Consider the following 22,687-nt stretch of genomic DNA (forward strand, 5'->3'; position numbering starts at 1 on the left):
CGAGCAAATTTATTTGTGTTAAGAAAGGTAAGCCTTCTGTCCATGGTTAAGCCGTAAATCCTATACGGCTAATAATGACGAAAATTTTGTAGTTAACACACATTTGTGATGGGCGATTACACCCTGAAACGCTCTCCATTTTTCATGAAAACTTATACATTTAGAAACGTGTATGATGTGCAAATATGCTAGAATCTCCACCATTCTTTTGATTAAAATCATCTACCATCAGGTGGATAGAGTATTATTTTGAGTCAAACTCATATGTCACAAGCCATAGATTTCCAGAAAAGCGCATTAGAAACATTGCGTGTCGAACAACAAGCAATCGAAGTCCTTGCTGCCCAAATTGATGAACGTTTTGATGTTGCATGTGAAATACTTTTGCAATGCAAAGGGCGTGTTGTGATTACGGGTATGGGCAAATCTGGTCATATTGGCCGTAAAATGGCAGCTACCTTTGCATCGACAGGCACACCCTCATTCTTTATGCACCCTGGTGAAGCTGGGCATGGTGATTTGGGTATGCTGGTACGTGGTGATGTACTGATTGCGATTTCTAACTCGGGTAAGAGTGATGAAATCATGATGTTGATGCCATTAATCAAACATTTAGAAGTGCCGTTAATCACCATCAGCCGTGATGATAAAGGGCCGATGCCACAAAATGCAGATGTTGCCCTGACCCTAGGCGAGGCAGATGAGGCGTGTCCTCTCGGTTTGGCACCCACCTCAAGTACGACTGCGACTTTAGTTTTGGGTGATGCTCTTGCTGTTGCATTGTTGGAAGCACGTGGATTTACCGCTGATGATTTTGCACGCTCACACCCAGCGGGAGCATTAGGCAAGCGTTTGCTTTTGCATGTAAAGCATTTGATGCATACAGGTGATGAACTGCCTAAAGTTCGACCTGATACGCCAATGAACAAAGTGTTATATGAAATTTCGGATAAGCGCTTAGGTTTAACCACCATCGTCGATGAAAATGACACGTTATTGGGTATTTTCACAGACGGTGATTTACGCCGAATGATTGATCAGCAACAAGGTTTTGATGTGAGTTTGCTTGTTTCTGAAGTGATGACCAAAAACCCCCTTACGATTTCTCAGGAAGCAAGAGCAGTGAAGGCATTAGAAAAAATGCATGAGAAAAAAGTGAATCAATTCGTGGTGGTTGATGATGCCAATAAAGTCATTGGTGTGATTAGTATGCATGACCTTATTCAGGCAGGAGTAAATTAAGCCATGGCATCTTATGCTTTACAAGAACAAGCACGTCATTTACAGGCACTGGTGCTTGATGTGGATGGAATCTTAAGCGATGGCTTTGTTACTTTAACCAATTCAGGTGATGAGCTTAAATCATTTGATATCCGTGATGGCTTGGGAATGAAACTGGTCCAAAAAGCTGGTATGAAAGTGATTATCATCACAGGACGCAAAAGTCAGATTGTTGAAAAGCGCATGTCTGATCTCGGTGTTGATCTGATTTTTCAAGGGCGTGAGGACAAAGGCGTTGCATTGCGTGAAGCTTGTGCCCAATTAGGGTTATTGCCTGAAGAATGTATTTATATGGGCGATGACTGGCCTGATTTATCTGCATTTGCTATCGCGGGTATGAAAGTCACCGTACCAAATGGACATGAGGAAGTACGCCGTCGTGCTAACTTGGTGACTCAAGCAATGGGTGGTCGTGGAGCAGTTCGCGAAGTTTGCGATATGTTGTTGATGGCAAAAGGTGTTTACCAAGAACTGCTTGAAAAATATCTTGCGGTACCACATTAATATACTGTTGATTTGCTCAAAGGTTAGGTAACCCTGTTTATGGATACCAAAATTTTATATGTTGTTGCTGTTGCCGTCGCTGCTGTCAGTGGTGGCTATTATTATTACAGTGGCAAAGCAAAAAAGCTGGATGTTGATTCTGCAAAGAATATGACTTATTCAGCACAGGGTGTTCATTTAACCCAAACGGATGAGCAGGGTAATTTGTATATCCGAGCTGAAGTCAAACAGTTGCAGCAAAATATGCAATTGAAAACGTCTACGCTTGATCAACTGAATGCAGTGATGTACAAACAGGGCAAACCGGACGCAACGTTTTATGCAAAAAAAGCCAATGGCTATGATGACAATAGTAAAGTCATACTGATTGGTGATGTTGTTGCGACAAAGTTGTCCGATCAGGGAAACAAAATGGAGTTTCATACTGATGAACTCACAGGTTACCCAAAAACCAGAGAGCTTGAAACGCAACATCCAGTCACGGTTCAATCACCGTCAGCTGAGTTTGTGAGTCAAGGTCTCAAGGCTAATTTAAATAATGGTCAATATGAATTTTATAAAATTCGAGGAAAGTATGCGCCAAGTTCTTAATTCTAAATCTCGTTCTACTTTCCTGAAACAAGTCACTTGTGTTGCCGTTGTTGCATTTTCTTCTGCGGCAAGCTTTGCCTTGCCATCAGACCGTAATCAACAGCTTTCTTTGGTTGCTGATCGTGCAACATATAACGATAAAAGTGGTGTGACCACTTATACTGGTAATGTTGTGATCGAGCAAGGTACGATGAAGCTTCAGGCTGACTCGATTGTGGCAAATTTAAATAGCAAAAAAGAGATTCAAATTATTACCGCGAAAGGTCAGCCTGCGAAGTTTCAGCAGCAAATGGATGCGAATAAGGGTTTAGCGCGTGGTGAAGCACAGACCATAGTCTATAACGCTGATACAGGTATTCTTACCTTAACGGGTAAGGCTTATCTGTTGCAGGATGGCTCAAGTATTCGTGGTAATAGTTTAAAATACAGCATGAACAAAGGTGATGTTGAAGCACAAGGTTCTTCAAGCAATCGTGTGCAAATTATTATTCCACCTTCAAGTTCAAAAAGTTTTCCAGGGGCGCGTGATTAATGGAACAATCAGTGCAGCAACCACAAACGCTTTGTATTAAGCACTTAGCCAAAAACTACAGTAAACGTTGGGTGGTAAAAGATGTATCTTTTACCATGCAAAGTGGACAGATTGTGGGTTTGCTTGGACCGAATGGTGCTGGTAAAACGACGAGCTTCTATATGGTGGTCGGTCTTGTTCGTATGGACAAAGGCGAGATTCATTTAGATAACCTTGACTTGTCTGATCTCGCGATGCATGAACGTGCGCGTAAGGGTATTGGTTATTTGCCGCAAGAAGCTTCTATCTTTAGGAAGTTGACGATTGCTGAAAACATTATGGCAATTTTAGAAACCCGTAAAGATTTGAACAAACAGCAACGCCAACAACGTCTGAATGAATTGTTAAGTGACTTTAAAATCAATCATATTAAAGACTCATTGGGAATGAGCGTGTCAGGCGGTGAACGTCGTCGTGCGGAAATTGCACGCGCTCTGGCTGCTGATCCAAAGTTCATGCTGTTGGATGAGCCCTTTGCAGGTGTTGATCCTATCTCTGTGGGTGATATCAAAGATATTATCCAGACGCTTAAAGATCGTGGCATTGGTGTGCTGATTACCGACCATAACGTGCGTGAAACGCTTGCGATTTGTGAGAAAGCCTATATTGTGAGTGAGGGTTCTGTGATTGCAGAGGGTACACCACAAGAAATTCTAGATAATGAGCAAGTGCGTAAAGTGTATTTAGGTGATGACTTCGTCGTTTAAATCAACCGATTGTCACTTTTTAAAGAAGAACCGCGAGGTTCTTTTTTTATGCCGAAATTTTTAAAAGCTTGACTTGTCTAAATGGAAATATGAAAGTTTTTAAATAATCTATTGATAGATAACTATTTTATAAATTTAATTATCTAGGCATAATCTATAAAAATGTGAACTGATTTACAAAAATATACACATAACTAGCGACGAAATTGTGTGTCGAACGTAGTGTTTTTTATAAAAAAATGCTTAAAATGAAAATGCTGAAATGATAACAATACGAAAAAAATATGAACTTGCAGAACGATATAAAAGTGAATAATGGATCATGGAAAAAAAGTATGGATTTTAAGTGGTTACTTTATGTAGCAACGCTATCTGTGCCAATGACACATGCAACAACACCGAGTGAACAGTATCACACTTTAAAGAACAATATTTCTAAGCTTTTTGTCCCCAAAAGTAGTGATGAGTTTAAAGTGGCTCAAATGCAGAAATTGAGTAATTTTTCTGTAGATGCTTCTCTGGGTAGTGATTTGCCTGTTGTTGGTTCTGGGCGTCCGCAAGATATGGTTCCTGCTGCTTTTTGGCAGAATCAACGGAAAGTGTTGAAAGATGCTGTACAGATTGCAGTACAAAGGAATCCTGAAATCTCTCAAGGGATTGCAGCGCTGGCATCACAAAATGCCAATATTGATGTTGCAAAAGCGGGTTACTACCCACAAGTGGGTGGTGGAGTAAGCACAGGTGACTTAGGTAAAAAAAGCACGCGTGGTCAGCAGTTACTCACCTTAAGTGCCACTCAAATGATCTATGACTTCGGTAAAGTTAAGTCTGGGGTTGATGTCGAAAAAGCTAAAGTTTTGGTTGGACAAGCCAATGTACTGGTGAAAATTGACGATATTTCCTTAGATGCTGCACAAACCATCATTAATATTCAGCGTTATCAAAAGTTAATCCAAATTGCCAATCAGCAGATTGCAGGGATTAAACGTATTCAAGAAATGGCAAACCTGCGAGCAAATGCAGGGATCAGCAGTCAGGCCGATCCAATACAAGCACAATCCTACTTGCAATCGGCACAATCCGCGATGATCGCGCAGCAATCCTTATTGGGCCAATACCAGCAGCATTTGTATACTTTGTTAGGTTTTGATGCCCGAAATACACAATGGGCAATTTCAGATGAGTTTGTGAAACAGTCCGATTTATATGCACCACCGCAGTTTAATACCATTCCACAAATGATTGCAGCACAGGCTGGAATTGAAGTTGCACGTAATCAAAAATTACAGACACAGGTAAGTAATTATCCAACACTGGCTTTAAAAGGTGAGCTGAGTCAGGCATTGCATGGACGAAATCCAGGCAATGATAAAGAGGGTGGCTTTGATAGCGCCATTATGTTTGAAGCCAGCAGTCAGTTTTATCAAGGGGGAGCAACCGCCTCAAAAACAAGAGCTGCCAGTTTTGCTGAAGAGGCAGCAAAAGCACAGGTGAATGCAGTTTATTTAAAAGTACTGGATCAGATCAGAACCAGTCGAGAACAAATTGAAAACAAGCAACGCCAAATGCAGGTGTTGGCAGGACAACAAGCAACAACAATACGAACCCGAGAACTTTATCAAGAACAATATAAATTGGGAACACGAACTTTGGTCGATCTGCTCAATGCAGAACAAGCGATTCATAGTGCGAATTCAGAGGCAGAAACAGCACGTTACGACATTTACAGCAGTATTGCACAATACATCGCTGCAACAGGACGTTCTCGACAAGCCTATGACCTCAATAATATAAAAATTCAAGGATTTGAGGTACAGCCATGATTACAAAAACAACTTATCAGCCATGGTTACAAGCAATTTTAACCATTGCCAAGCATTATCGAATTGAACCCTCTGAGGAACGGATTCGTTTACAACTTGACTGGAACCAGAACCAAAATTTGGATGAAGTTCTGGTGCTCATTAGTCGACAAATTGGCTTAAACCTCAGAAAGGTTGCTTTTACTAATGAGGTGATCAACCCTTGGAGATTGCCTGTTCTAGTCGAACTGGCTGATGGGCAGGTGGGCGTCATTGATAAGGCTGACGGAGCGGGTCATGTCAGTATCCAGCTCAGTGGTGATCAAGGCCTATCACAGAAATTTGCTGTTGGTGCGTTAAAACATATTATCAAGAATGTGTATGTCCTTCGTCCTGAACAGTCTGTTCCTGATGCGCGTGTTGACGAATATATCAAGCCTTTTGAGCAGAGTTGGTTCTGGTCCATTGTGTTGCAAGACTGGAAACGTTATATCGATATCATGTTGGCGTCCATGATTGCCAATATCTTGGCATTGGCGACCATCATTTTTTCCATGCAAGTCTATGACCGTGTGGTGCCATCGCAATCCATCCCTACGCTTTGGGTACTGGCGGGTGGTGTACTGATTGCGGCCATTTTCGAGTTTGTACTCAGACTATCCCGTGTTTACATTTCCGATATTATTGGTAAACGTGCGGATTTACGCATTTCGGATCGAGTTTTCGGTCATGCGCTGAGAATTAAAAATAGCGAACGCTCTAAATCGACAGGGACCTTTATTTCACAAATTCGTGAACTAGAAGGTGTACGTGAGTTGGTGACCTCAACAACGATGGGGGCAATTGCAGATCTACCATTCTTCTTCTTATTCCTCGTAATTTTTGCAGTGATTGGTGGCAACTTATTCTGGGTCATGCTGTTGGTGGTTCCTTTAATGATCTTACCTGCGATTTTGGCTCAAAAGAAATTGGCACAGTTGGCACAAGAAGGGATGCGTGAATCTTCGATTCGTAATGCGATTTTGGTCGAAGCTGTACAAGGGATTGAAGATATTAAGTTATTACGCGCTGAGTCTCGGTTCCAAAACCAATGGAACCATATGAATGAAGTGTCGGCTGATATCAGTATGCAGCAGCGGAAAATTGTGGGCATCCTTACGGCTTGGACACAAAAAATTCAAGGTTTAACTTATGCAGCAGTGATTCTAGTAGGCTGTTTTGCGGTGATGAAAGGTGATATGACGACGGGTGCTTTGGTTGCTTGTTCGATTTTATCTTCTCGTATGTTGGCGCCGATTTCACAAATCACAGGTATTTTAGGTCGTTTACAGCAGGCAAAAGTAGCGAAAAAAGGCCTTGATGAATTGATGAAGAAACCGGTTGATCAGGCCGATCAAGCACATCTGGTCCATAAAGAAGTATTACATGGTGACTACGAACTGAAAAATGTTGCATTTCAATATACGGAAGATGATCCACGACCAAGCCTTGCGATTCCTCACCTTAAAATTCGTGCAGGTGAGCGCATTGCGATCTTGGGACGGAATGGTGCAGGTAAATCAACACTCCTACAAATTTTGTCTGCGATGCAATTTCCGAATGCAGGTTCGGTGCATTTAGATGATTTAGATATTAGTTTGATTGACCCTGCTGATGTCCGTCGTGATATGGGATTGCTCAATCAAAATTCACATTTATTTTATGGCACCATTCGTGAAAACTTGACCCTTGGCGCACCTTTAGCACGTGATGAAGATATTTTGAAAGCCTTGAAAGTCACTGGAGCACTGAGCTTTGTACATGAGAAAAAAGAAGGTTTAGACCATTTAGTTTTAGAAGGGGGCGTTGGTTTTTCTGGAGGGCAACGACAAGCTTTATTGCTAGCACGCTTATTGATTCGTCAACCGAATATCTTGTTGTTAGATGAACCAACAGCTGCGATTGATGATGTGGCTGAGAAACAATTGATTGATCATTTGAGAACTTGGTTAGGTTATCGAACTTTAGTTGTTGCGACGCATCGACGTGCTGTTTTGGAATTGGTTGACCGAATTATTGTCATGAATGAAGGCAAGATTGTCATGGATGGACCAGTGGAACAAGTCTTACAACAATCATCAATAAAACAAAAAATAGTTTAATTAGAGGAAAATTTATGAGTGAACAACAACAAAACAGCAGCCGTCCAATGAATGTAACTTATAAGGAACCTAAGTTACCTCGTTCGACGCTCGTTGTTTGGATGATTGGGATTGGCTTATTTTCACTCTTAATCTGGGCGTGGTTATTTAATCTAGAAGAAGTTTCGACAGGTACGGGCAAAGTCATTCCATCTTCAAAAGAACAAATTATTCAATCGCTTGAAGGTGGAATTCTAACCAAGCTTGATGTAAATGAAGGGGATGTGGTTGAGAAAGGGCAAGTCCTTGCACAGCTTGATCCTACGCGTCTTGCATCAAATGTTGGGGAATCGAAATCTTTACTGATTTCTGCGCAGGCAACCGCAGCGCGTTTACGTGCTGAAGTGAATGGTACGCCTTTAAGTTTCCCTGAGGAAGTTCAGAAAAATCCTAAACTTGTACAGGAAGAGACGGCACTATATTTGTCTCGCCGTGCCAATTTAGACCAGTCAATAGAAGGTTATGAACAGGCTTCTAAACTGGTACGTCAAGAACTTGCGATGACTGAGCCATTGGTTGCGAAAGGTGCAGCCAGCGAGGTTGAGGTATTACGGTTAAAGCGTGAAGCCAATGATTTAAACAATAAAATCAATGACACACGAAATCAATATTATGTAAAAGCCCGAGAAGAATTGTCTAAGGCCAATACTGATATTCAAACTCAGCAACAAGTGGTGAATGGTCGAAATGACAGCTTGGCACGTGCCGTGTTTAAAGCACCAGTACGTGGTGTAGTTAAAGAAATTGACGTGACCACATTGGGAGGTGTCATTCCTCAAAATGGCAAGCTCATGACGATTGTACCTTTGGAAGATAAGTTGCTGATTGAAGCGCGTATTTCACCGCGAGATATTGCATTTATCCATCCAGGGCAAGAAGCTTTAGTTAAAATTACAGCTTATGATTATTCTATTTATGGTGGCCTAAACGGGAAGGTTACGGTGATTTCACCAGATACCATTCGTGATGAGGTGAAGCAGGATCAATTCTATTATCGTGTATATATCCGTACCGATTCAGACCGTTTATACAACAAAGCAGGGAAAACTTTTAGCATTACCCCAGGTATGGTGGCAACCGTTGATATTCGTACGGGGCAAAAAACTATTATGGATTACTTGTTGAAACCGTTTAATAAAGCCAAAGAAGCTTTACGCGAACGCTAATTTCTATGGATCAAAAACCTCGCTCAATGCGAGGTTTTTTTGCGCTCGACAAAGATGAATTTTGGAAAGAAGGCATCTCAAATAACAAGATTACACCATTCAAATATTGATCAGTTCTGATAAAGTAAATTGAATTACTAGAAAAGTCACGTAATTAGAACGGAATTGAAAAGATAAAAAGGGATGGTTATGCAAAATAATTTGATTATTTATGAACTTAAAGCTGTATTGAAACCCTATCAGATTCTCACCACAGCAATCGCAAAGGTACCTTATTTAAAAGGGTTTAGGGTTGGAAAGGGTGAAGCCTTAGCAGTGATTATTCCTGACAGCTTATTAGAGCTTTGGAAAATATTGGAGTGTTGTGTCAAACATGATGTGATCATGATTCTACAGGCCGCGAATACGGGTGTCACAGGTGGTTCAACTCCAGATTCTAATCATTATGACCGTGATGTTTTAGTTATTAGTACACGAAAATTAAAGGGCTTACAGTTATTAGAGCAAGCCACTCAAGTGATTGCGTTCCCTGGAACCACATTAACCGAATTGGAAAATGCGCTCAAACCTTATCAGCGTGAACCGCATTCAGTGATTGGTTCTTCATGTATTGGTGCGTCCGTGATCGGTGGCGTCTGTAATAATTCAGGTGGTTCTTTAATTCATCGTGGGCCGACTTATACTGAAAAATCTTTATTCGCCCAGATTGATGACATGGGCAAGCTCACTCTAGTCAATCATCTAGGCATTGATTTAGGTGAAACGCCTGAGGAAATTTTTGGCAATTTAGAACAGCAAAAGTATGTTACGGGCCAAGCGGCTACATGGTCAGGACGAATCTGGGCAGACAATTATGCGGATAGTTTGCGTGATACCATCTCTCCAACACCAACCCGATTTAATGGCAATCCTGAATATTTACACGAGAGTGCAGGCTGCTCGGGTAAATTAGCAGTTTTTGCTGTTCGATTACCGACGTTTGAAGCCGCGATGCAAACCAGCACCTATTTCATCGGAAGTCATGATGCGTCAGAACTGATTCAGCTACGTAAATATTTATTGCAACATTTGTCTGTACTTCCCAGCCAAGCTGAATATATGCATCGACAGAGCTTCGAACATACACAACGCTATGCCAAGCATATGTACAAGGCGATTGAGATCTGGGGAGCTGAAAAAATTCCGATGCTCTTGTCGTTGAAATCACGAGTAGATGCGCTTTTTAAACGCGTGCCGATACTGCCAAGCAATATGACAGATCGTTTGATTCAGTTGTTTAATCGTCTCACACCAACATGGGTTGAGCCGAGGTTACAGGCATTTCAGCAAAAATATCAGCATCTACTGATGCTGAAAATCGATATGCAGCAAAATGATGAGTTAAAGCATTTATTCATGGATTTTTTTCAGGGGCAAACAGAGCAATTTTTTCAATGTAATGAAAAAGAAGAGAAAAATGTTTTTTTGATCCGTTTTGCTGTTGGCGGCTGTATGGTTTATTACTGTGATCGTGCAGCAATTGATCCCAATGAACGCTTGGTCTCGTTTGATGTCGCCTTTAGACGCAATGATCAGCAATGGTTGATCGAGCTGCCTGAGCATCTTCAGCAACAGGTGATTATGGAAATTAGTGCAGGTCACTTTTTTTGCTTTGTCTTGCATCAAGACTATCTGCTCAAAGAAGGTGTGAATGCTCAGCAGTTTAAGGATGAAGTACTGAGCTATTTGCAGCAACGCGGTGCCAAATATCCCGCTGAACATAATATCGGTCATCTTTATCAAGCATCTTCTGAATATGCTACGCATTTAAAACAATTGGATCCAACCAATAGTTTTAATCCAGGGATAGGCAAAACCAGTAAATATAAGTATTGGCGTTAAGGCTTAACACAATCAGGCTGTTTTTAAAGCTGAGTGATATCTCGGATCAGCCTTCATCTCGTTATTTGCTGACCACCTCTTACAATGTGAGGTTTTTTATTTAGGTGGTAAAAAGCTATAATCTTGTTTTAAATTTTATATTTATGTTTTATGCCATTCACCATTGCCAGTTCAGTCACTTTTGAAGAAGACATTAAGAAAAGTCGTTTCCAAGCGATTGCGGCAGTTGTTGAAAATGAACAGCAAGTGAAGACCTTTTTAGAAGAAAGCAAAGATTTATCCACGACCCATCAATGTTGGGCATGGAAGATAGGTCATCATGTTCGTTTTAATGATGATGGTGAACCTTCGGGAACAGCAGGACGCCCCATACTCGCTACCATCGAAGGCAATGATCTGACCAATATCATTGTGCTGGTGAATCGTTGGTATGGCGGTATTAAATTGGGTACTGGGGGTTTAGTACGTGCGTATGGCGGATGTGCAGGACAATGTTTGCTTCTCGCTGAGAAAATTGAGCTGATTGAAAAAAAACAAATCCGCTTCAGCTGTTGGTTTAATGAATGGGCCATTATTCAATATGAATTAATGCAACAACAGATTGAGTACCAAGAAAATTATACTGAAACAGGTGTTGTTGTTGATGCACGTGTTCAAGTCCATCAGATTGAGCCGTTAAAACTCAAACTTCAAGATGTCACGAGAGGCCGTGAGCAATTGCGCTTGGTTGATGAAGAGCAAGATAAAAATGAGTGATCCTTTATTAAAATACCGAGAGCAACATAAGCAACGCTTGAACTATATGCCTTGGCTGTATTGGTCTTTGAAACCGAAACATCGGGAATGGGCTGAAGCATGGCAGACGGAATATCAGGCTTATTTGATGGAAATGGAAACTGTCGAAATTGGTCAGAACTGCTTTATTTCACCTTTGGCTCATATTTTTGCAGAGCGTGGTCGCAAAATCAGTATTGGAGAAAATACTTTTATCGCCGCAGATTGTACCTTGCATGGTCCTTTAGAGATTGGCAATGAAGTGGCGATTAATCATCATTGCATTTTAGATGGGGGACGTACAGGGATTAAGTTACATGATCAGGTTCGGATAGCAGCCTATAGCCATTTGTATGCGTTTGATCATGGGATGGAAATGGATCGTCCAATCTATCAACAAGCCGTGACTTCCAAAGGCATTGAGATTGGCCGTGATGTTTGGCTTGGGGCACATGTGGGTATTAAGGATGGAATCAAGATTGGCGATCATGCCGTGGTGGGTATGAACAGTATGGTGACCAAGAATGTTGAGGATTATGCGATTGTTGCAGGGAATCCTGCAAAATTAATTCGTTATCGAACTGAATAAAAAAGCGTATGAGATTCGATACATAAATTTAACCTACCATGCTTTCATCTATGTTAAGTTAAAAACAAGTAGAAGACCTAAGGTATATACCTAGAGAGAGGCGAAAATGAACCGTGTAATTGCATGTATTGATTCTTCACCCTGTATTGATGCTGTTGCAGAAGCTGCAGTGTGGGTTGCGAAACAAACGCAAAGAGAGTTGGTACTGTTGCAAATCTTGGACTATTACCCAGCTAGCTACCATTTAGGTGAAATCAGTGGCGTGATTGGCTTTGAAAGTAATGCCATGCTACTCAAAGAACTTGCGGAGTTGGAACAAAAACAAAGTGAGTTGGCACTCGATTATAGTAATAATTTACTTAAACACATTTCCGAACTGATCGAAAAACAATACGGCTTGACCAGTACTAAGATTCAGGAAAAAGGTGATTTCCTTGAACAAAGTTTTAATATCCTCAATGAAAATGACGTTGTCATCATGGGACGGGTAGGTGAACGTGCTGCCGAGAAGAACAAGCCGATTGGAAGTAATGTTGAAAACTTTATTCGTGGTGCAAATTGTACGGTGATTACCGTCGGGGAACATTTCCAGCCACCGAAACGCTTTATCTTTGCGTATGAATATTCACCAACCTGCCAGAAAATGCTGCAACGTATCGCGCAAAGTGATCTGTTGAAAAAACTGCAATGTCACTTACTGTATGTCGGTGATCATCCTGAGATGCTGACTGAGCCTGAAAAGTATTTGACGGATGCCGGATTAGAAGTCGTTTCAGTGTATCGTTATGGTGATGTGGCCCAAAATATCCTTGAATATCAAAGAGAACATGATATTCAATTGATTGTATTGGGTGCATTTAGCCACAGTAAAATTCATCAATTCTTCTTGGGTAGTATCACTACAACTATTTTCCGGAATGCCAATGTTCCACTATTAGTTGCTAAGTGATTCATTTTATTCCATATAGTTATCCGCAATTCCTGTGGATAACTGTATGGAAAAGCACTGGAGATAAATATAATTTGTTGATATTGCACAACTAAATTAAATAGGTTGTTTTTTAATCTCTATTTTACGATCGCAATGGCAAAACCATCATGACCTTTTGAGCCTACGGTTTGCAAAGCTGTGCAAGAAAGTAGTTGAGGATGATCTTTTAACGCCGTGAATGCTTCACGAATCCCTTCAATACTTGGTTTCTTGTTATTTTTATCCAAAATATCTCCTGCACGAATCACATTATCTAGTACGATAATGGTCCCTGAATGAGCAAGTTTTAAGCTTAATTCAAAATACTCACGGTAACTTTGTTTATCCGCATCAATGAAAATCAAATCAAAGGGCTCACTGCCTTCTGCGATCAACTGGTTCATGATATCTGCACCACGACCTTTTTTGAGCTCGATTGTGGTTGGCATATTTGCAAAATCAATATTTTCCTGTGCAATGATGACATGAGTATCACGGCCTTCAACGGTGAGTAGATAACCATCTTCAGGAAGGGCCTTGGCCAGCCAAATGGTACTGTAAGCTCCAAAAGTACCGAGTTCCAATACACGTTTGCATTGATTCATCTGAATCAACATTTGCAAAAACATGCCTTGATTTGGTGCAACAGCCAAATGATTAGAAAAGCCCTGAGTATCAGTATTGTCTAATGCATGTTGAAGTCTTGGGTCTGTGGGAATTAAATGTGAATTGATATAGTCATCAATCTCGGTCCACATCTGTTGCATAATCAAGTTTACCTATGAATCTGTTAGCTGCATTTTAAACATTTATACTCAGAGTGCAATTTGATTGGCACATGAAACATCATCATGAAACAAAAAAGAGATCATTTAGATCTCTTTTTATTGTGATATCTGATTTAGAAATTACACATTGAGCTGTTTCGAGTAAGGTCTGGCCCCCAAGTACGATAACCTTGGGTATCAATATGGATTTGACCTGAACTATATAAGCCAATGCCTAAGTCTAGACTTTGACCATGCTGAGCCCAGAATTGGCAGAGCTTGAATTTAGTTTGCTCAATAAAAGCATAATCTTGTGGCTGTGGGTATTCTGGCCCAATACGGAAATCGATTGCTGAGTTGAATAAATGTTTTGAAGAACCTGCACCGCCAGCACACTGGTTCAATGGCAAATCACGATAGACAGAAGTGACTTCAAAATCCGTTAAGACTTTTGCTGCGACCAAATATTTAAAGGCACGTAAGGTTGGAAGGGCATTGCCCCATAACTCACGGTTCGGCACCATATATTCTGAACGACCACATTTTTGCCAGTCTCGTGCAGTACGGAGTAACTCAAAACTTGGAACAATATGGGCAACATTATTACGGTTTAGGAATTGCTCGTATTCACGGACACGTGCGTAGTTATCGCCTTGATTGAGCCATTGGCGGTAAGAGGCTGGTTCGACTTTATTGGGAATCGGGCGCGTAAAAGTGACTTGTTCTTGTGGGATATAAATTCTTTTACCTTGGTTTTGATTTACTTTTGTTGTGGAGCTGGTACAACCCACCATCATCACAGGGATGATAAATAATGATAATAGACCCTGTAATTTATTTCGCATCATAAAAAGGCAGTTCAAATCTGTAGGCGTACTATTTTAATGCAAAAGAACGCATGAATAATGATGTAATTGCAAAGAAATGTGTGATTCAGGTATAAAAAAGGCCAGTATTACTGGCCTTTTCACTTATTTTTCTAAATATTGTAGTTTGTCTGGTTTGCCATTCCAATCTTCACGGTCAGCCGGTTGTTCACCAATTTGCGTGATGTTATTGCCTGCCCATTTTTCTGACAATTCAGCATTGAGCTCAATAAAGACTTCTTGGCCTTCTGGTAACTCATCTTCAGAGAAGATTGCATTTGCAGGACATTCAGGCTCACACAGCGCACAATCAATACATTCATCTGGATTGATCACAAGGAAGTTAGGACCTTCGTAGAAGCAGTCAACAGGACAAACTTCAACACAATCTTGATATTTACATTTAATACAATTTTCAGTGACAACGAAGGTCATGGCGGCAGCTACCTAAAAAATATGGTTTTCATTTTCAATGGTGTATTTTAGGCAAAAAAGACCGACATAAACAATTCCTTTTATTGATATTTATTATTCGTATCAATGAAATGGACTTATTTATATGACTTTTGTTGATAATAACTCTCAAAAACAGACTTAATGACTCGATTTGTGTCGCTTTTTTAACCCGCCACCATCTTGCTTATTGACCGTTGCCCAAGCAATCCGTTCGGCTTCTTCTTGAGAGTGACCTTGCTCTAATTCACTTTCCTCAATATGTTTTGCTTGTCTTTTCTGTTTTGCTGTATAAGCAGATTTATCGCCACGTGACATGATTATTTCCTCTATATATGGTTTTAATACAGGATTAGCATGCTCGGTGGGGGCAGTTGGTGAGTAATTGTTCATTTTAAGACTGGCTATGTAAATAAGCTCTATCACGAATGATAGAGCTTATTGAAGGATATCAGCTTTCAAGCGTTTGACTTGTCTTGAATAAAGCCTTTAATTGATAGAGTTGCTCTAGGGCTTGACGTGGTGTCAGGTCATCTACATCAATATTTTGTAACAACTCTAATGCTGGAGATTTTGCTTCAACCTCAATCACTTGTGTTTCGATCTCATGCTCAACAGCACTAAACAAATCATTTTGCACGCTACTTTGCAAATGTTGATGCTGTTGCTTTTCCAGAATCTTCAGACGTTTTTGCGCTTCTTTAATCACATTGGCTGGAATACCTGCTAACTTCGCCACTTGTAAGCCATGACTTTGACTCGCGGGACCATGTTGAACTTTATGTAGCAAAATTAGATTGCCATTCAGTTCTTGCGCGGTGACATGACAGTTATCAATACCTGCTTCGCTACCCAGTTCTGTCAATTCAAAATAATGTGTTGCAAATAGACACAGACATTTTACGCGTTTGGTTAAATCAACCACACAAGCCCAAGCCAAAGAAAGACCATCATAAGTACTGGTGCCACGACCAACTTCATCCATCAACACCAAAGACTGACTGGTCGCATGATGTAAAATTTGTGAAGTTTCAGTCATCTCGACCATAAAGGTTGATTTACCAGTCGATAAATCATCGGCAGAACCGATTCGCGTAAAGATACGGTCAATCGAACCCAGTTTTGCCGATTTAGCAGGTACGAAACTCCCGCAATAGGCAAGTAGGCTAATCAACGCGGTTTGACGCATAAAGGTCGATTTACCACCCATGTTTGGCCCTGTGATGATCGCCATACGATGCTGAGTATCTAAAAAGGTATCATTCGGTGTAAATGGAGCTTTGTTTAAAGCTTCAACCACAGGGTGGCGACCTGCCTGAATTTTGATACTGGTTTCAGGGGTATACTCAGGTCTAGCCCAATTGTTCAGACGAGCTTGATGTGCGAAGTTGGCGAGCACATCAATATATGCAATCGCAGCACTCATCATTTGCAAATGTGCGATGTTTTGACGTAATTCATCTAACAACGATTCAAACAGCAGCTTTTCACGGGCGAGGGCACGGGATTCACTGGAAAGAACTTTATCTTCAAAACCTTTGAGTTCTGGCGTGATATATCGCTCAGCATTTTTGAGGGTTTGACGACGAATATAGTCGGCCGGTGCTTGTTCTGCCTGCGCACGAGTGAGTTCGATATAATAACCACTGACACGGTTATAGCCGATTTTCAGGGTATTGATACCAGTACGTTCACGCTCTTTTATTTCTAAATCTATTAAGAACTGTCCTGCATGATCACGGATTTTCCGTAGCTCATCCAGTTCATCATCATAACCTTCTGCAATTACATTGCCATCACGTAATAATACAGGTGGACTCTCAACAATTGCTGCCATCAAATGCTGGTGCAGGCTTTTAAAGTCACCCAGTTCTTCATCTAATTGGGTTAACAGCTTGGATTGCTGTGTTTTTAAAACAGGCTCAAGTGCATGACGCAAGAATGGAATCTGTGCGCAGGCTTGACGCAGTTGGACCAAATCACGTGGCCGCGCACTGCCTAAAGCAACCCGACTCAGCACACGTTCAATATCACCAATTTCTTTGAGCACTAGGCGTAATGGTGACTCATGATAGCCTTTTAATAATTGCTCAGTTGCATCGAGACGCGCATCTAAAACAGCAGTATCACGAATTGGCTGCATTAAGGTACGGCTCAGTAAGCGTCCGCCCATTGCTGTTTGGCAATCATTAATCAATTGGAATAATGAGGTGCCATGATCAAACAAGGGTTCAATAATCTCTAAATTGCGACGTGTGATTGGATCCAGTGCAATAAAATCGGTACTTTGTTCAATCTGAATGGAACGAATATGGGGTAATGCTGTTTTTTGGGTTTCTTTGGCATAGTGAATCAACGCTGCCGCCGCTGCTTTGGCGAGCGGGACAGGGTCTAATCCAAATCCTGATAAGGTTGATACAGCAAATTGATCGCATAAAGTTTTTTGCGCATTGTTTAAATTAAAATCAACATTTGGACGCTTGGTAATTGGACAATCTAAATTTTTCTTAATTTGTTCAATAATATTCTTATCGATAAGATCTTCGTCAATCAGGATTTCGCTTGGCATTAAACGTGCCAACTCAATAGCAAGTTGTTCTGGTTTATAGTCTTGTTGTTGAACTTTAAAAATACCTGCACTCAAGTCGAGTAAAGCAAAACCAATTTGATTTTGTTGAATGCACAATGCAACCAGATTTGATGATTGATAGCTGCCGAGTAGCGCATCATCGGTTAATGTTCCTGGCGTTAGGATACGGACAACTTTACGCTCAACGGGGCCTTTGCCTGTGACTTCACCCACTTGCTCACAGATCGCAACAGTACGTCCAGCTTTGACTAAACGCGCGAGATATCCTTCAGCTGCGTGATAAGGTACACCAGCCATTGGAATTGGTTGGCCGCTGGCTTTGCCACGATGCGTGAGGGTAATACCTAAAAGTTTGGCTGCTAAGTGAGCATCTTCAAAGAAAAGTTCATAAAAATCGCCCATACGATAGAACAGTAATGCATGTTGATAGTCTGTTTTGACTTTGAGATATTGCTGCATCATCGGCGTATGAGATGAAAGATCAGCCATGATTTCAGCGCTATTCATGTATGTTAAATCCTTAAATTTAAATAATAAATAAGTTTAATTCTAAAGTTCAGCTGCCTCACTAACGCGAACAGCCAATGCATAACTTCGACTTGAATGAAGAAAGAAGTATACCTTTCTGTGAGTTTCTTTTCTGTCAAAATTGAGTCAACAGTGTATGAGAAATTGAATGATTTACTCAGTATGATCATCTTAACAAATTGAGTAAGATTCACAAAAAGGAATCCATGACGTGTGAAGAAATAAGCAACAAAAAGAAAGTTGCTCAGTTAGCTTTTATAATAGAAAAGTTTTAGCGGATGAAAAATGGCTATGGATAGCCAGTGATGTAACACATGAATATGAAGCTCTTGAGGTAGAGGAGTTCCAAACAGGACATATTCATTAATGTAAAAAGTTGCATTTTATTTTTTAATATTCTAGAAGATTGGAGGTGCTTAGTTGATCTAACCACTTCCAATCACATATTTTTAAAAGAGCGAATATTAGAAATACTTCAGCAGAGTGATATGTTTATTTCTATGTTTAAACTCAGAAAATTTAACAATAACAGGATACAGTAATACACTGAGGACGATAGCAATCGCCCAAAGCGTTGAAACGCTTTCAACACCGTAATATTCGCCGTAATTTTTACCAAAAATATTGACAGCTATAAGGTATAAAACTTTCAACACATATAAGTGGACGATATAAAAAAACATCGGCACAGAACCAAATACAATTAAAGGTTTAACCCAATGCTTACTTTCAACTTTTTGCAACAGAACTAATAGAATCAGTCCAACACCTACATTGAAAAGCGTGAATAGAAGTGAGGGTGGGTATTTAGTAAGATTCATAAAACTCATTGCTGTTTCGGTAAATGAAGGCATCACAATCCAAGCTTGATCGCCATAAAAATTCAAATACCGTAAAAAAGCAAAGGTTGCGATACTCGCTAGCCCAAAGCTGAGTAAGATCTGGTTCTTCTGACGCATTGTTTTGGATTGATGAAATACTGTAGTACCAATGCAGTATCCTAATGTAATGATACCGATCCAGGGCAAAACAGGATAAGAAGTCCTAAAACGAATGACATCTCCAAATACAATCCAGCCTCTTTCATGGAGAATTAACCACAAGTTATGCAGAATTGGAACATTTTCAAATGAAAGATGATCGAGTAAGTTGTGCCCAAAAATGATCAGCAAGCTAATGAACCAAAGCAATTTTTTTGGTAACCCGATGAGAGCTGCTAGGGCAAGCATGCTAATACCAATTGCCCAGATGACTTGTAAATAAACAACGTCAGGTGGGAAGGTTCCAGTCCATGCAAAATTAATGACAATTAGCTCGAGGAAAATTAAGAATAATCCCCGCTTTAAAAGAAACTCTCTTGTCATCGCTAGATTATTCTTTGCTTGATAAAGATAAGCGGATAGCCCCGTTAAAAGTAGAAAAACAGGTGCACATAAGTGTGCCAATATTCGACTTAAGAAAAGAGATTCTTCAGTACCTGGGACAAGCATTGGATCAGGAACTTGGTGGTGAAGGTAAAAAGTTTCTCTTACATGATCGACCATCATGATTAAGATCACCAAACCTCTAAGAGCATCAATTGCTTGTAAGCGTTGAGAAGATATAGACATAAATTAAGTAAGAAATTAATGATATGTTATAATGTATCATATTTATGGTTTGAGATAGTTTAACAAACAATAATTAGTTACGAGGGAGAAGAGGAGGTCGATATAGTTGAGGCGTTTTATATGGATGAGTTATAGCAAAAGTCATAGACTCATGTTTACGAGATTCCAAAGTGCTTATAGCTGCTAACTTGGACTTTGAATTTTTTGTTTAACGTTGAGTAAGACCTAGCAATAAAAATAAGAATGTTAAACCCTATGGTTAGGTTCACTAGCATAAAAATTTACGCAAATTTTACGCGGCCAATTTTTTAAGTTTATTAAAATACACTATGCAATCGTTCTTGTGGGTAGGTTAATGGGTTTCTTTAATACGTCTGATCAAAGTAATCATTTTCATAACATGCTGCTTAATAAAAAAGACATATTGAATGGTTATAGCGTAGAAATGCTGGCTGAAAAGTACGTAGATGCACCAAAAGAAATACAGCAGATTATTGTGCAGATTCTTAAGGAGAGAGGGTATTCTTCACAAGAAATAGAGCATATGCTTAAACAAGCGAATGAAAAAAGTTTTGTCCTATAAACGCTAAAGAAAACTAAATATGCAGAGTACTACAAAAAAAGCAGCATTGCCTGCCACAGCTTTGGCAGCCCTCGGGGTAGTGTTTGGAGATATTGGAACAAGCCCTCTATATGCATTAAAAGAATCCTTCCATGCCGCCCATGGTTTAGGCATTCAACCTGGGAATGTCTTAGGTATTTTGTCTATTATTTTTTGGTGTTTAATGCTGATTATAAGTATTAAATACATCGCTATCGTTATGCGTGCTGATAATAATGGCGAAGGCGGGATCATGGCATTATTAGCATTGAACCTACGTAAAGCGAAATTATCAGATACAAAAAAGATCTATCTCATCGCGATTGGTTTTATCGGGGCATCTTTATTTTTTGGAGATGGGATCATCACTCCAGCAATCTCCGTTCTTTCTGCGGTTGAAGGCTTATCCATTGCGACCAATGTACTTGACCCCTTTATTGTGCCGATCGCGATTGTGATCGTAACCACGCTATTCATCATGCAAAAACATGGTACAGCCTTTGTGGGTAAGTTCTTTGGACCCATCACCTTAGTTTGGTTTTTGTCACTTGGAATTTTAGGTATTGCCAGTGTAATACAGACTCCTGTTGTCCTAGGCATGGTCAGTCCACATTGGGCAATACAGTTTATTTTGACTCATCCTGTACAGTCTTTCTTTATTATGGGCGCAGTGGTATTAACGGTCACTGGTGGAGAAGCACTCTATGCGGATATGGGACACTTTGGTCCACGTCCAATTCGTTTTGGATGGTTCAGTGTCGTGTTGCCTTGCTTGGTTTTAAACTATGCAGGCCAAGGTGCATTATTACTGCGTAACCCGACAGCGATTGAAAACCCATTCTATTTATTGGTGCCAAGTTGGGCGTTATACCCGATGATTATCTTGGCGACGATGGCGGCGGTGATTGCTTCACAAGCGGTTATTTCTGGGGTGTTCTCATTGGCACGCCAAGCCATTCAATTGGGTTATTTACCACGATTAGGGATTAAGCATACTTCTGATTCCGAAGAAGGGCAGATTTATGTGCCTTTTTTAAACTGGTTATTGTTGATTGCGATTCTAATTCTGATTTTAATTTTTCAAACCAGCTCAAACCTTGCCAGTGCTTATGGTCTAGCTGTGACATTGACCATGCTGTGCGATACGATTTTGGTCGCTGTCTTTATTTACTATGCTTGGAAATGGAGCTTACCAAAGGTATTTCTCCTTATTATTCCATTCTTCATTCTCGAGTCAGTTTTAGTTGCTGCCGCATCTTTAAAAATATTCGCAGGCGGTTGGGTGCCATTATTAATTGGTGCTGTTGCAATGATCATTCTAATGACTTGGAAGCGAGGTCGTGAACTTACTTTTGCCAAGCTTGAACATGACACCTTATCGCTCGATTTATTTTTAAGAAGTATTGGTGATAATGTGCATCGAGTACCCGGTGATGCAGTATTCCTCACAGGTACGCCGAATGTGGTCCCACATGCTATGTTGCACAATATTAAGCATAATAAAGTGCTACATGAGCGTAATATTCTGGTGACTGTGGTGATTGAAGATGTTCCTTTCGTTCCACAAGAGGAACGCATCGGTGTTGAAACTTTAGATAATCATTTTTATCGGATCAAAATTTTCTATGGCTTTAAAGACGAGCCGAATGTACCACGAGCATTGGCTCAAGCTTATGAGAAGCTAGAGTTTGAATATGATTTGATGCAGATTAGTTTCTTTATCTCGCGTGAACGTATCATGCATAGCGTGGGGGATGGGATGGCGCCTTGGCGAGAGCATCTATTTATTTCAATGCAACGTAATACCAGCCCTGTCAGTGATTTCTATCAAATTCCTACCAATCGAGTGGTGGAGTTGGGTAGTCAGATTGAAATTTAAAAAAATTACATGCTAAGTTTTATCTGAAGTGGTGGTAAAAGCCTCCACTTCATATTTGTTGTAGAAACATTGGATAATAAGTCCTATATCGAGACTGTTTTATTTTTTAATAAATGACCTGAACTGGTTTGTTAAAGACCCATTATTGTTTTTTGGCTGCGTTTAATGTGTAACAAATTATTCAAAAATTAATTAAATTACAAACTTAAAATCTATATATCATATTGATATTTAATTTATTTTTATTATTTTGTTTAGCTTGTATATGATTCTTAAAAAATTAAACTCAATTCTGAAAGATTAGGCATAATCGGAGCAACTATTGTAAAAAAGGTCTATATACATGGATCCCTCGTCGGGTAAAAAATTAAGGTACA

Annotated in this window: 20 protein-coding genes; 14 read left to right on the forward strand and 6 right to left on the reverse strand. The window is 40.1% G+C overall.

The genetic code is table 11. The annotated features are described in order from the left end of the window. The first annotated feature begins 264 nt into the window (after window positions 1–264). The 12 genes from MMO42_RS08100 to MMO42_RS08155 all read left to right on the forward strand — a co-directional run bounded on the left by MMO42_RS08100 (window position 265) and on the right by MMO42_RS08155 (window position 12,995). Window positions 265–1,242, forward strand: coding sequence for a KpsF/GutQ family sugar-phosphate isomerase (locus MMO42_RS08100; RefSeq protein ID WP_241320000.1), 978 nt, complete (start codon window positions 265–267; stop codon window positions 1,240–1,242). 3 nt (window positions 1,243–1,245) lie between these two features. Then, window positions 1,246–1,785: an HAD hydrolase family protein gene (locus MMO42_RS08105; protein WP_005295676.1), complete on the forward strand. Its 540-nt coding sequence runs from the start codon at window positions 1,246–1,248 to the stop codon at window positions 1,783–1,785. Between the two features lie 39 nt (window positions 1,786–1,824). Then, complete coding sequence (gene lptC, locus MMO42_RS08110; RefSeq protein ID WP_005295674.1) at window positions 1,825–2,376, forward strand: LPS export ABC transporter periplasmic protein LptC; 552 nt, start codon at window positions 1,825–1,827, stop codon at window positions 2,374–2,376. Further along, window positions 2,360–2,908 (forward strand): lipopolysaccharide transport periplasmic protein LptA, encoded by a 549-nt coding sequence (lptA, locus tag MMO42_RS08115; protein WP_241320001.1) that lies wholly within the window; start codon window positions 2,360–2,362, stop codon window positions 2,906–2,908. Before lptC ends, lptA begins: the two co-directional genes overlap by 17 nt. After that, window positions 2,908–3,654, forward strand: a complete 747-nt coding sequence (lptB, locus tag MMO42_RS08120; protein WP_004652734.1) for an LPS export ABC transporter ATP-binding protein — start codon at window positions 2,908–2,910, stop codon at window positions 3,652–3,654. Before lptA ends, lptB begins: the two co-directional genes overlap by 1 nt. A gap of 335 nt (window positions 3,655–3,989) precedes the next feature. Next, window positions 3,990–5,477, forward strand: a complete 1,488-nt coding sequence (locus MMO42_RS08125; protein ID WP_241320003.1) for a TolC family protein — start codon at window positions 3,990–3,992, stop codon at window positions 5,475–5,477. Beyond that, a complete protein-coding gene (locus tag MMO42_RS08130) occupies window positions 5,474–7,597 on the forward strand; it encodes a type I secretion system permease/ATPase (protein WP_241320004.1) in 2,124 nt (707 codons plus the stop codon). Before MMO42_RS08125 ends, MMO42_RS08130 begins: the two co-directional genes overlap by 4 nt. Window positions 7,598–7,611: 14 nt before the next feature. Continuing rightward, the gene (locus MMO42_RS08135) at window positions 7,612–8,802 is read left to right on the forward strand and encodes an HlyD family type I secretion periplasmic adaptor subunit (RefSeq protein ID WP_241320005.1); all 1,191 of its coding nucleotides are present in this window, start codon (window positions 7,612–7,614) and stop codon (window positions 8,800–8,802) included. 189 nt (window positions 8,803–8,991) lie between these two features. Next, window positions 8,992–10,683, forward strand: a complete 1,692-nt coding sequence (gene dld, locus MMO42_RS08140; protein ID WP_241320006.1) for a D-lactate dehydrogenase — start codon at window positions 8,992–8,994, stop codon at window positions 10,681–10,683. A gap of 150 nt (window positions 10,684–10,833) precedes the next feature. After that, window positions 10,834–11,439: a YigZ family protein gene (locus MMO42_RS08145; RefSeq protein ID WP_241320007.1), complete on the forward strand. Its 606-nt coding sequence runs from the start codon at window positions 10,834–10,836 to the stop codon at window positions 11,437–11,439. After that, entirely contained in the window at window positions 11,432–12,046 is a 615-nt protein-coding gene (locus MMO42_RS08150) for an acyltransferase (RefSeq protein ID WP_241320008.1), read from the forward strand. Before MMO42_RS08145 ends, MMO42_RS08150 begins: the two co-directional genes overlap by 8 nt. A gap of 106 nt (window positions 12,047–12,152) precedes the next feature. Beyond that, window positions 12,153–12,995 (forward strand): universal stress protein, encoded by an 843-nt coding sequence (locus MMO42_RS08155; protein ID WP_241320010.1) that lies wholly within the window; start codon window positions 12,153–12,155, stop codon window positions 12,993–12,995. Window positions 12,996–13,114: 119 nt separating this feature from the next. Here the strand turns inward: MMO42_RS08155 and MMO42_RS08160 are convergent, their stop codons facing one another. The 6 genes from MMO42_RS08160 to MMO42_RS08185 form a co-directional block, all read right to left on the reverse strand. Beyond that, window positions 13,115–13,783, reverse strand: coding sequence for an O-methyltransferase (locus MMO42_RS08160; RefSeq protein WP_241320012.1), 669 nt, complete (start codon window positions 13,781–13,783; stop codon window positions 13,115–13,117). A 134-nt stretch (window positions 13,784–13,917) separates the two neighbouring features. Continuing rightward, window positions 13,918–14,631: a D-Ala-D-Ala carboxypeptidase family metallohydrolase gene (locus tag MMO42_RS08165; protein WP_005145595.1), complete on the reverse strand. Its 714-nt coding sequence runs from the start codon at window positions 14,629–14,631 to the stop codon at window positions 13,918–13,920. Window positions 14,632–14,754: 123 nt separating this feature from the next. After that, window positions 14,755–15,084, reverse strand: a complete 330-nt coding sequence (gene fdxA, locus MMO42_RS08170) for a ferredoxin FdxA (RefSeq protein ID WP_005145598.1) — start codon at window positions 15,082–15,084, stop codon at window positions 14,755–14,757. 159 nt (window positions 15,085–15,243) lie between these two features. Then, a complete protein-coding gene (locus MMO42_RS08175) occupies window positions 15,244–15,420 on the reverse strand; it encodes a hypothetical protein (RefSeq protein WP_005183455.1) in 177 nt (58 codons plus the stop codon). 133 nt (window positions 15,421–15,553) lie between these two features. Beyond that, a complete protein-coding gene (gene mutS / locus MMO42_RS08180) occupies window positions 15,554–18,199 on the reverse strand; it encodes a DNA mismatch repair protein MutS (RefSeq protein WP_241320013.1) in 2,646 nt (881 codons plus the stop codon). A gap of 485 nt (window positions 18,200–18,684) precedes the next feature. Continuing rightward, window positions 18,685–19,830 carry a heparan-alpha-glucosaminide N-acetyltransferase domain-containing protein gene (locus MMO42_RS08185; RefSeq protein ID WP_241320014.1) on the reverse strand — a complete coding sequence of 382 codons (1,146 nt, stop codon included), beginning with the start codon at window positions 19,828–19,830 and terminating at the stop codon, window positions 18,685–18,687. A 355-nt stretch (window positions 19,831–20,185) separates the two neighbouring features. On the opposite strand from MMO42_RS08185, the gene MMO42_RS08190 reads away from it, so the two are divergent. Both MMO42_RS08190 and MMO42_RS08195 read left to right on the forward strand, forming a co-directional pair. Continuing rightward, entirely contained in the window at window positions 20,186–20,413 is a 228-nt protein-coding gene (locus MMO42_RS08190; protein ID WP_241320016.1) for a hypothetical protein, read from the forward strand. Window positions 20,414–20,432: 19 nt separating this feature from the next. Then, window positions 20,433–22,310 (forward strand): potassium transporter Kup, encoded by a 1,878-nt coding sequence (locus tag MMO42_RS08195; RefSeq protein WP_241320017.1) that lies wholly within the window; start codon window positions 20,433–20,435, stop codon window positions 22,308–22,310. Window positions 22,311–22,687: the final 377 nt, after the last annotated feature.

Origin of the sequence: Acinetobacter sp. ANC 3882 (assembly GCF_022549545.1) — a bacterium.
Lineage (GTDB): Bacteria > Pseudomonadota > Gammaproteobacteria > Pseudomonadales > Moraxellaceae > Acinetobacter.

Bases quoted from the DNA above. Each gene is read 5' to 3' on its own strand.
- mutS (WP_241320013.1), bottom strand. From the start codon at position 18,199: ATGAATAGCGCTGAAATCATGGCTGATCTTTCATCTCATACGCCGATG.
- MMO42_RS08175 (WP_005183455.1), bottom strand. From the start codon at position 15,420: ATGTCACGTGGCGATAAATCTGCTTATACAGCAAAACAGAAAAGACAA.
- MMO42_RS08155 (WP_241320010.1), top strand. From the start codon at position 12,153: ATGAACCGTGTAATTGCATGTATTGATTCTTCACCCTGTATTGATGCT.
- MMO42_RS08125 (WP_241320003.1), top strand. From the start codon at position 3,990: ATGGATTTTAAGTGGTTACTTTATGTAGCAACGCTATCTGTGCCAATG.
- MMO42_RS08105 (WP_005295676.1), top strand. From the start codon at position 1,246: ATGGCATCTTATGCTTTACAAGAACAAGCACGTCATTTACAGGCACTG.
- MMO42_RS08185 (WP_241320014.1), bottom strand. From the start codon at position 19,830: ATGTCTATATCTTCTCAACGCTTACAAGCAATTGATGCTCTTAGAGGT.
- MMO42_RS08190 (WP_241320016.1), top strand. From the start codon at position 20,186: ATGGGTTTCTTTAATACGTCTGATCAAAGTAATCATTTTCATAACATG.
- lptC (WP_005295674.1), top strand. From the start codon at position 1,825: ATGGATACCAAAATTTTATATGTTGTTGCTGTTGCCGTCGCTGCTGTC.
- MMO42_RS08100 (WP_241320000.1), top strand. From the start codon at position 265: ATGTCACAAGCCATAGATTTCCAGAAAAGCGCATTAGAAACATTGCGT.
- lptA (WP_241320001.1), top strand. From the start codon at position 2,360: ATGCGCCAAGTTCTTAATTCTAAATCTCGTTCTACTTTCCTGAAACAA.
- dld (WP_241320006.1), top strand. From the start codon at position 8,992: ATGCAAAATAATTTGATTATTTATGAACTTAAAGCTGTATTGAAACCC.
- MMO42_RS08135 (WP_241320005.1), top strand. From the start codon at position 7,612: ATGAGTGAACAACAACAAAACAGCAGCCGTCCAATGAATGTAACTTAT.
- MMO42_RS08130 (WP_241320004.1), top strand. From the start codon at position 5,474: ATGATTACAAAAACAACTTATCAGCCATGGTTACAAGCAATTTTAACC.
- MMO42_RS08195 (WP_241320017.1), top strand. From the start codon at position 20,433: ATGCAGAGTACTACAAAAAAAGCAGCATTGCCTGCCACAGCTTTGGCA.
- MMO42_RS08160 (WP_241320012.1), bottom strand. From the start codon at position 13,783: ATGCAACAGATGTGGACCGAGATTGATGACTATATCAATTCACATTTA.
- lptB (WP_004652734.1), top strand. From the start codon at position 2,908: ATGGAACAATCAGTGCAGCAACCACAAACGCTTTGTATTAAGCACTTA.
- fdxA (WP_005145598.1), bottom strand. From the start codon at position 15,084: ATGACCTTCGTTGTCACTGAAAATTGTATTAAATGTAAATATCAAGAT.
- MMO42_RS08165 (WP_005145595.1), bottom strand. From the start codon at position 14,631: ATGATGCGAAATAAATTACAGGGTCTATTATCATTATTTATCATCCCT.
- MMO42_RS08145 (WP_241320007.1), top strand. From the start codon at position 10,834: ATGCCATTCACCATTGCCAGTTCAGTCACTTTTGAAGAAGACATTAAG.
- MMO42_RS08150 (WP_241320008.1), top strand. From the start codon at position 11,432: ATGAGTGATCCTTTATTAAAATACCGAGAGCAACATAAGCAACGCTTG.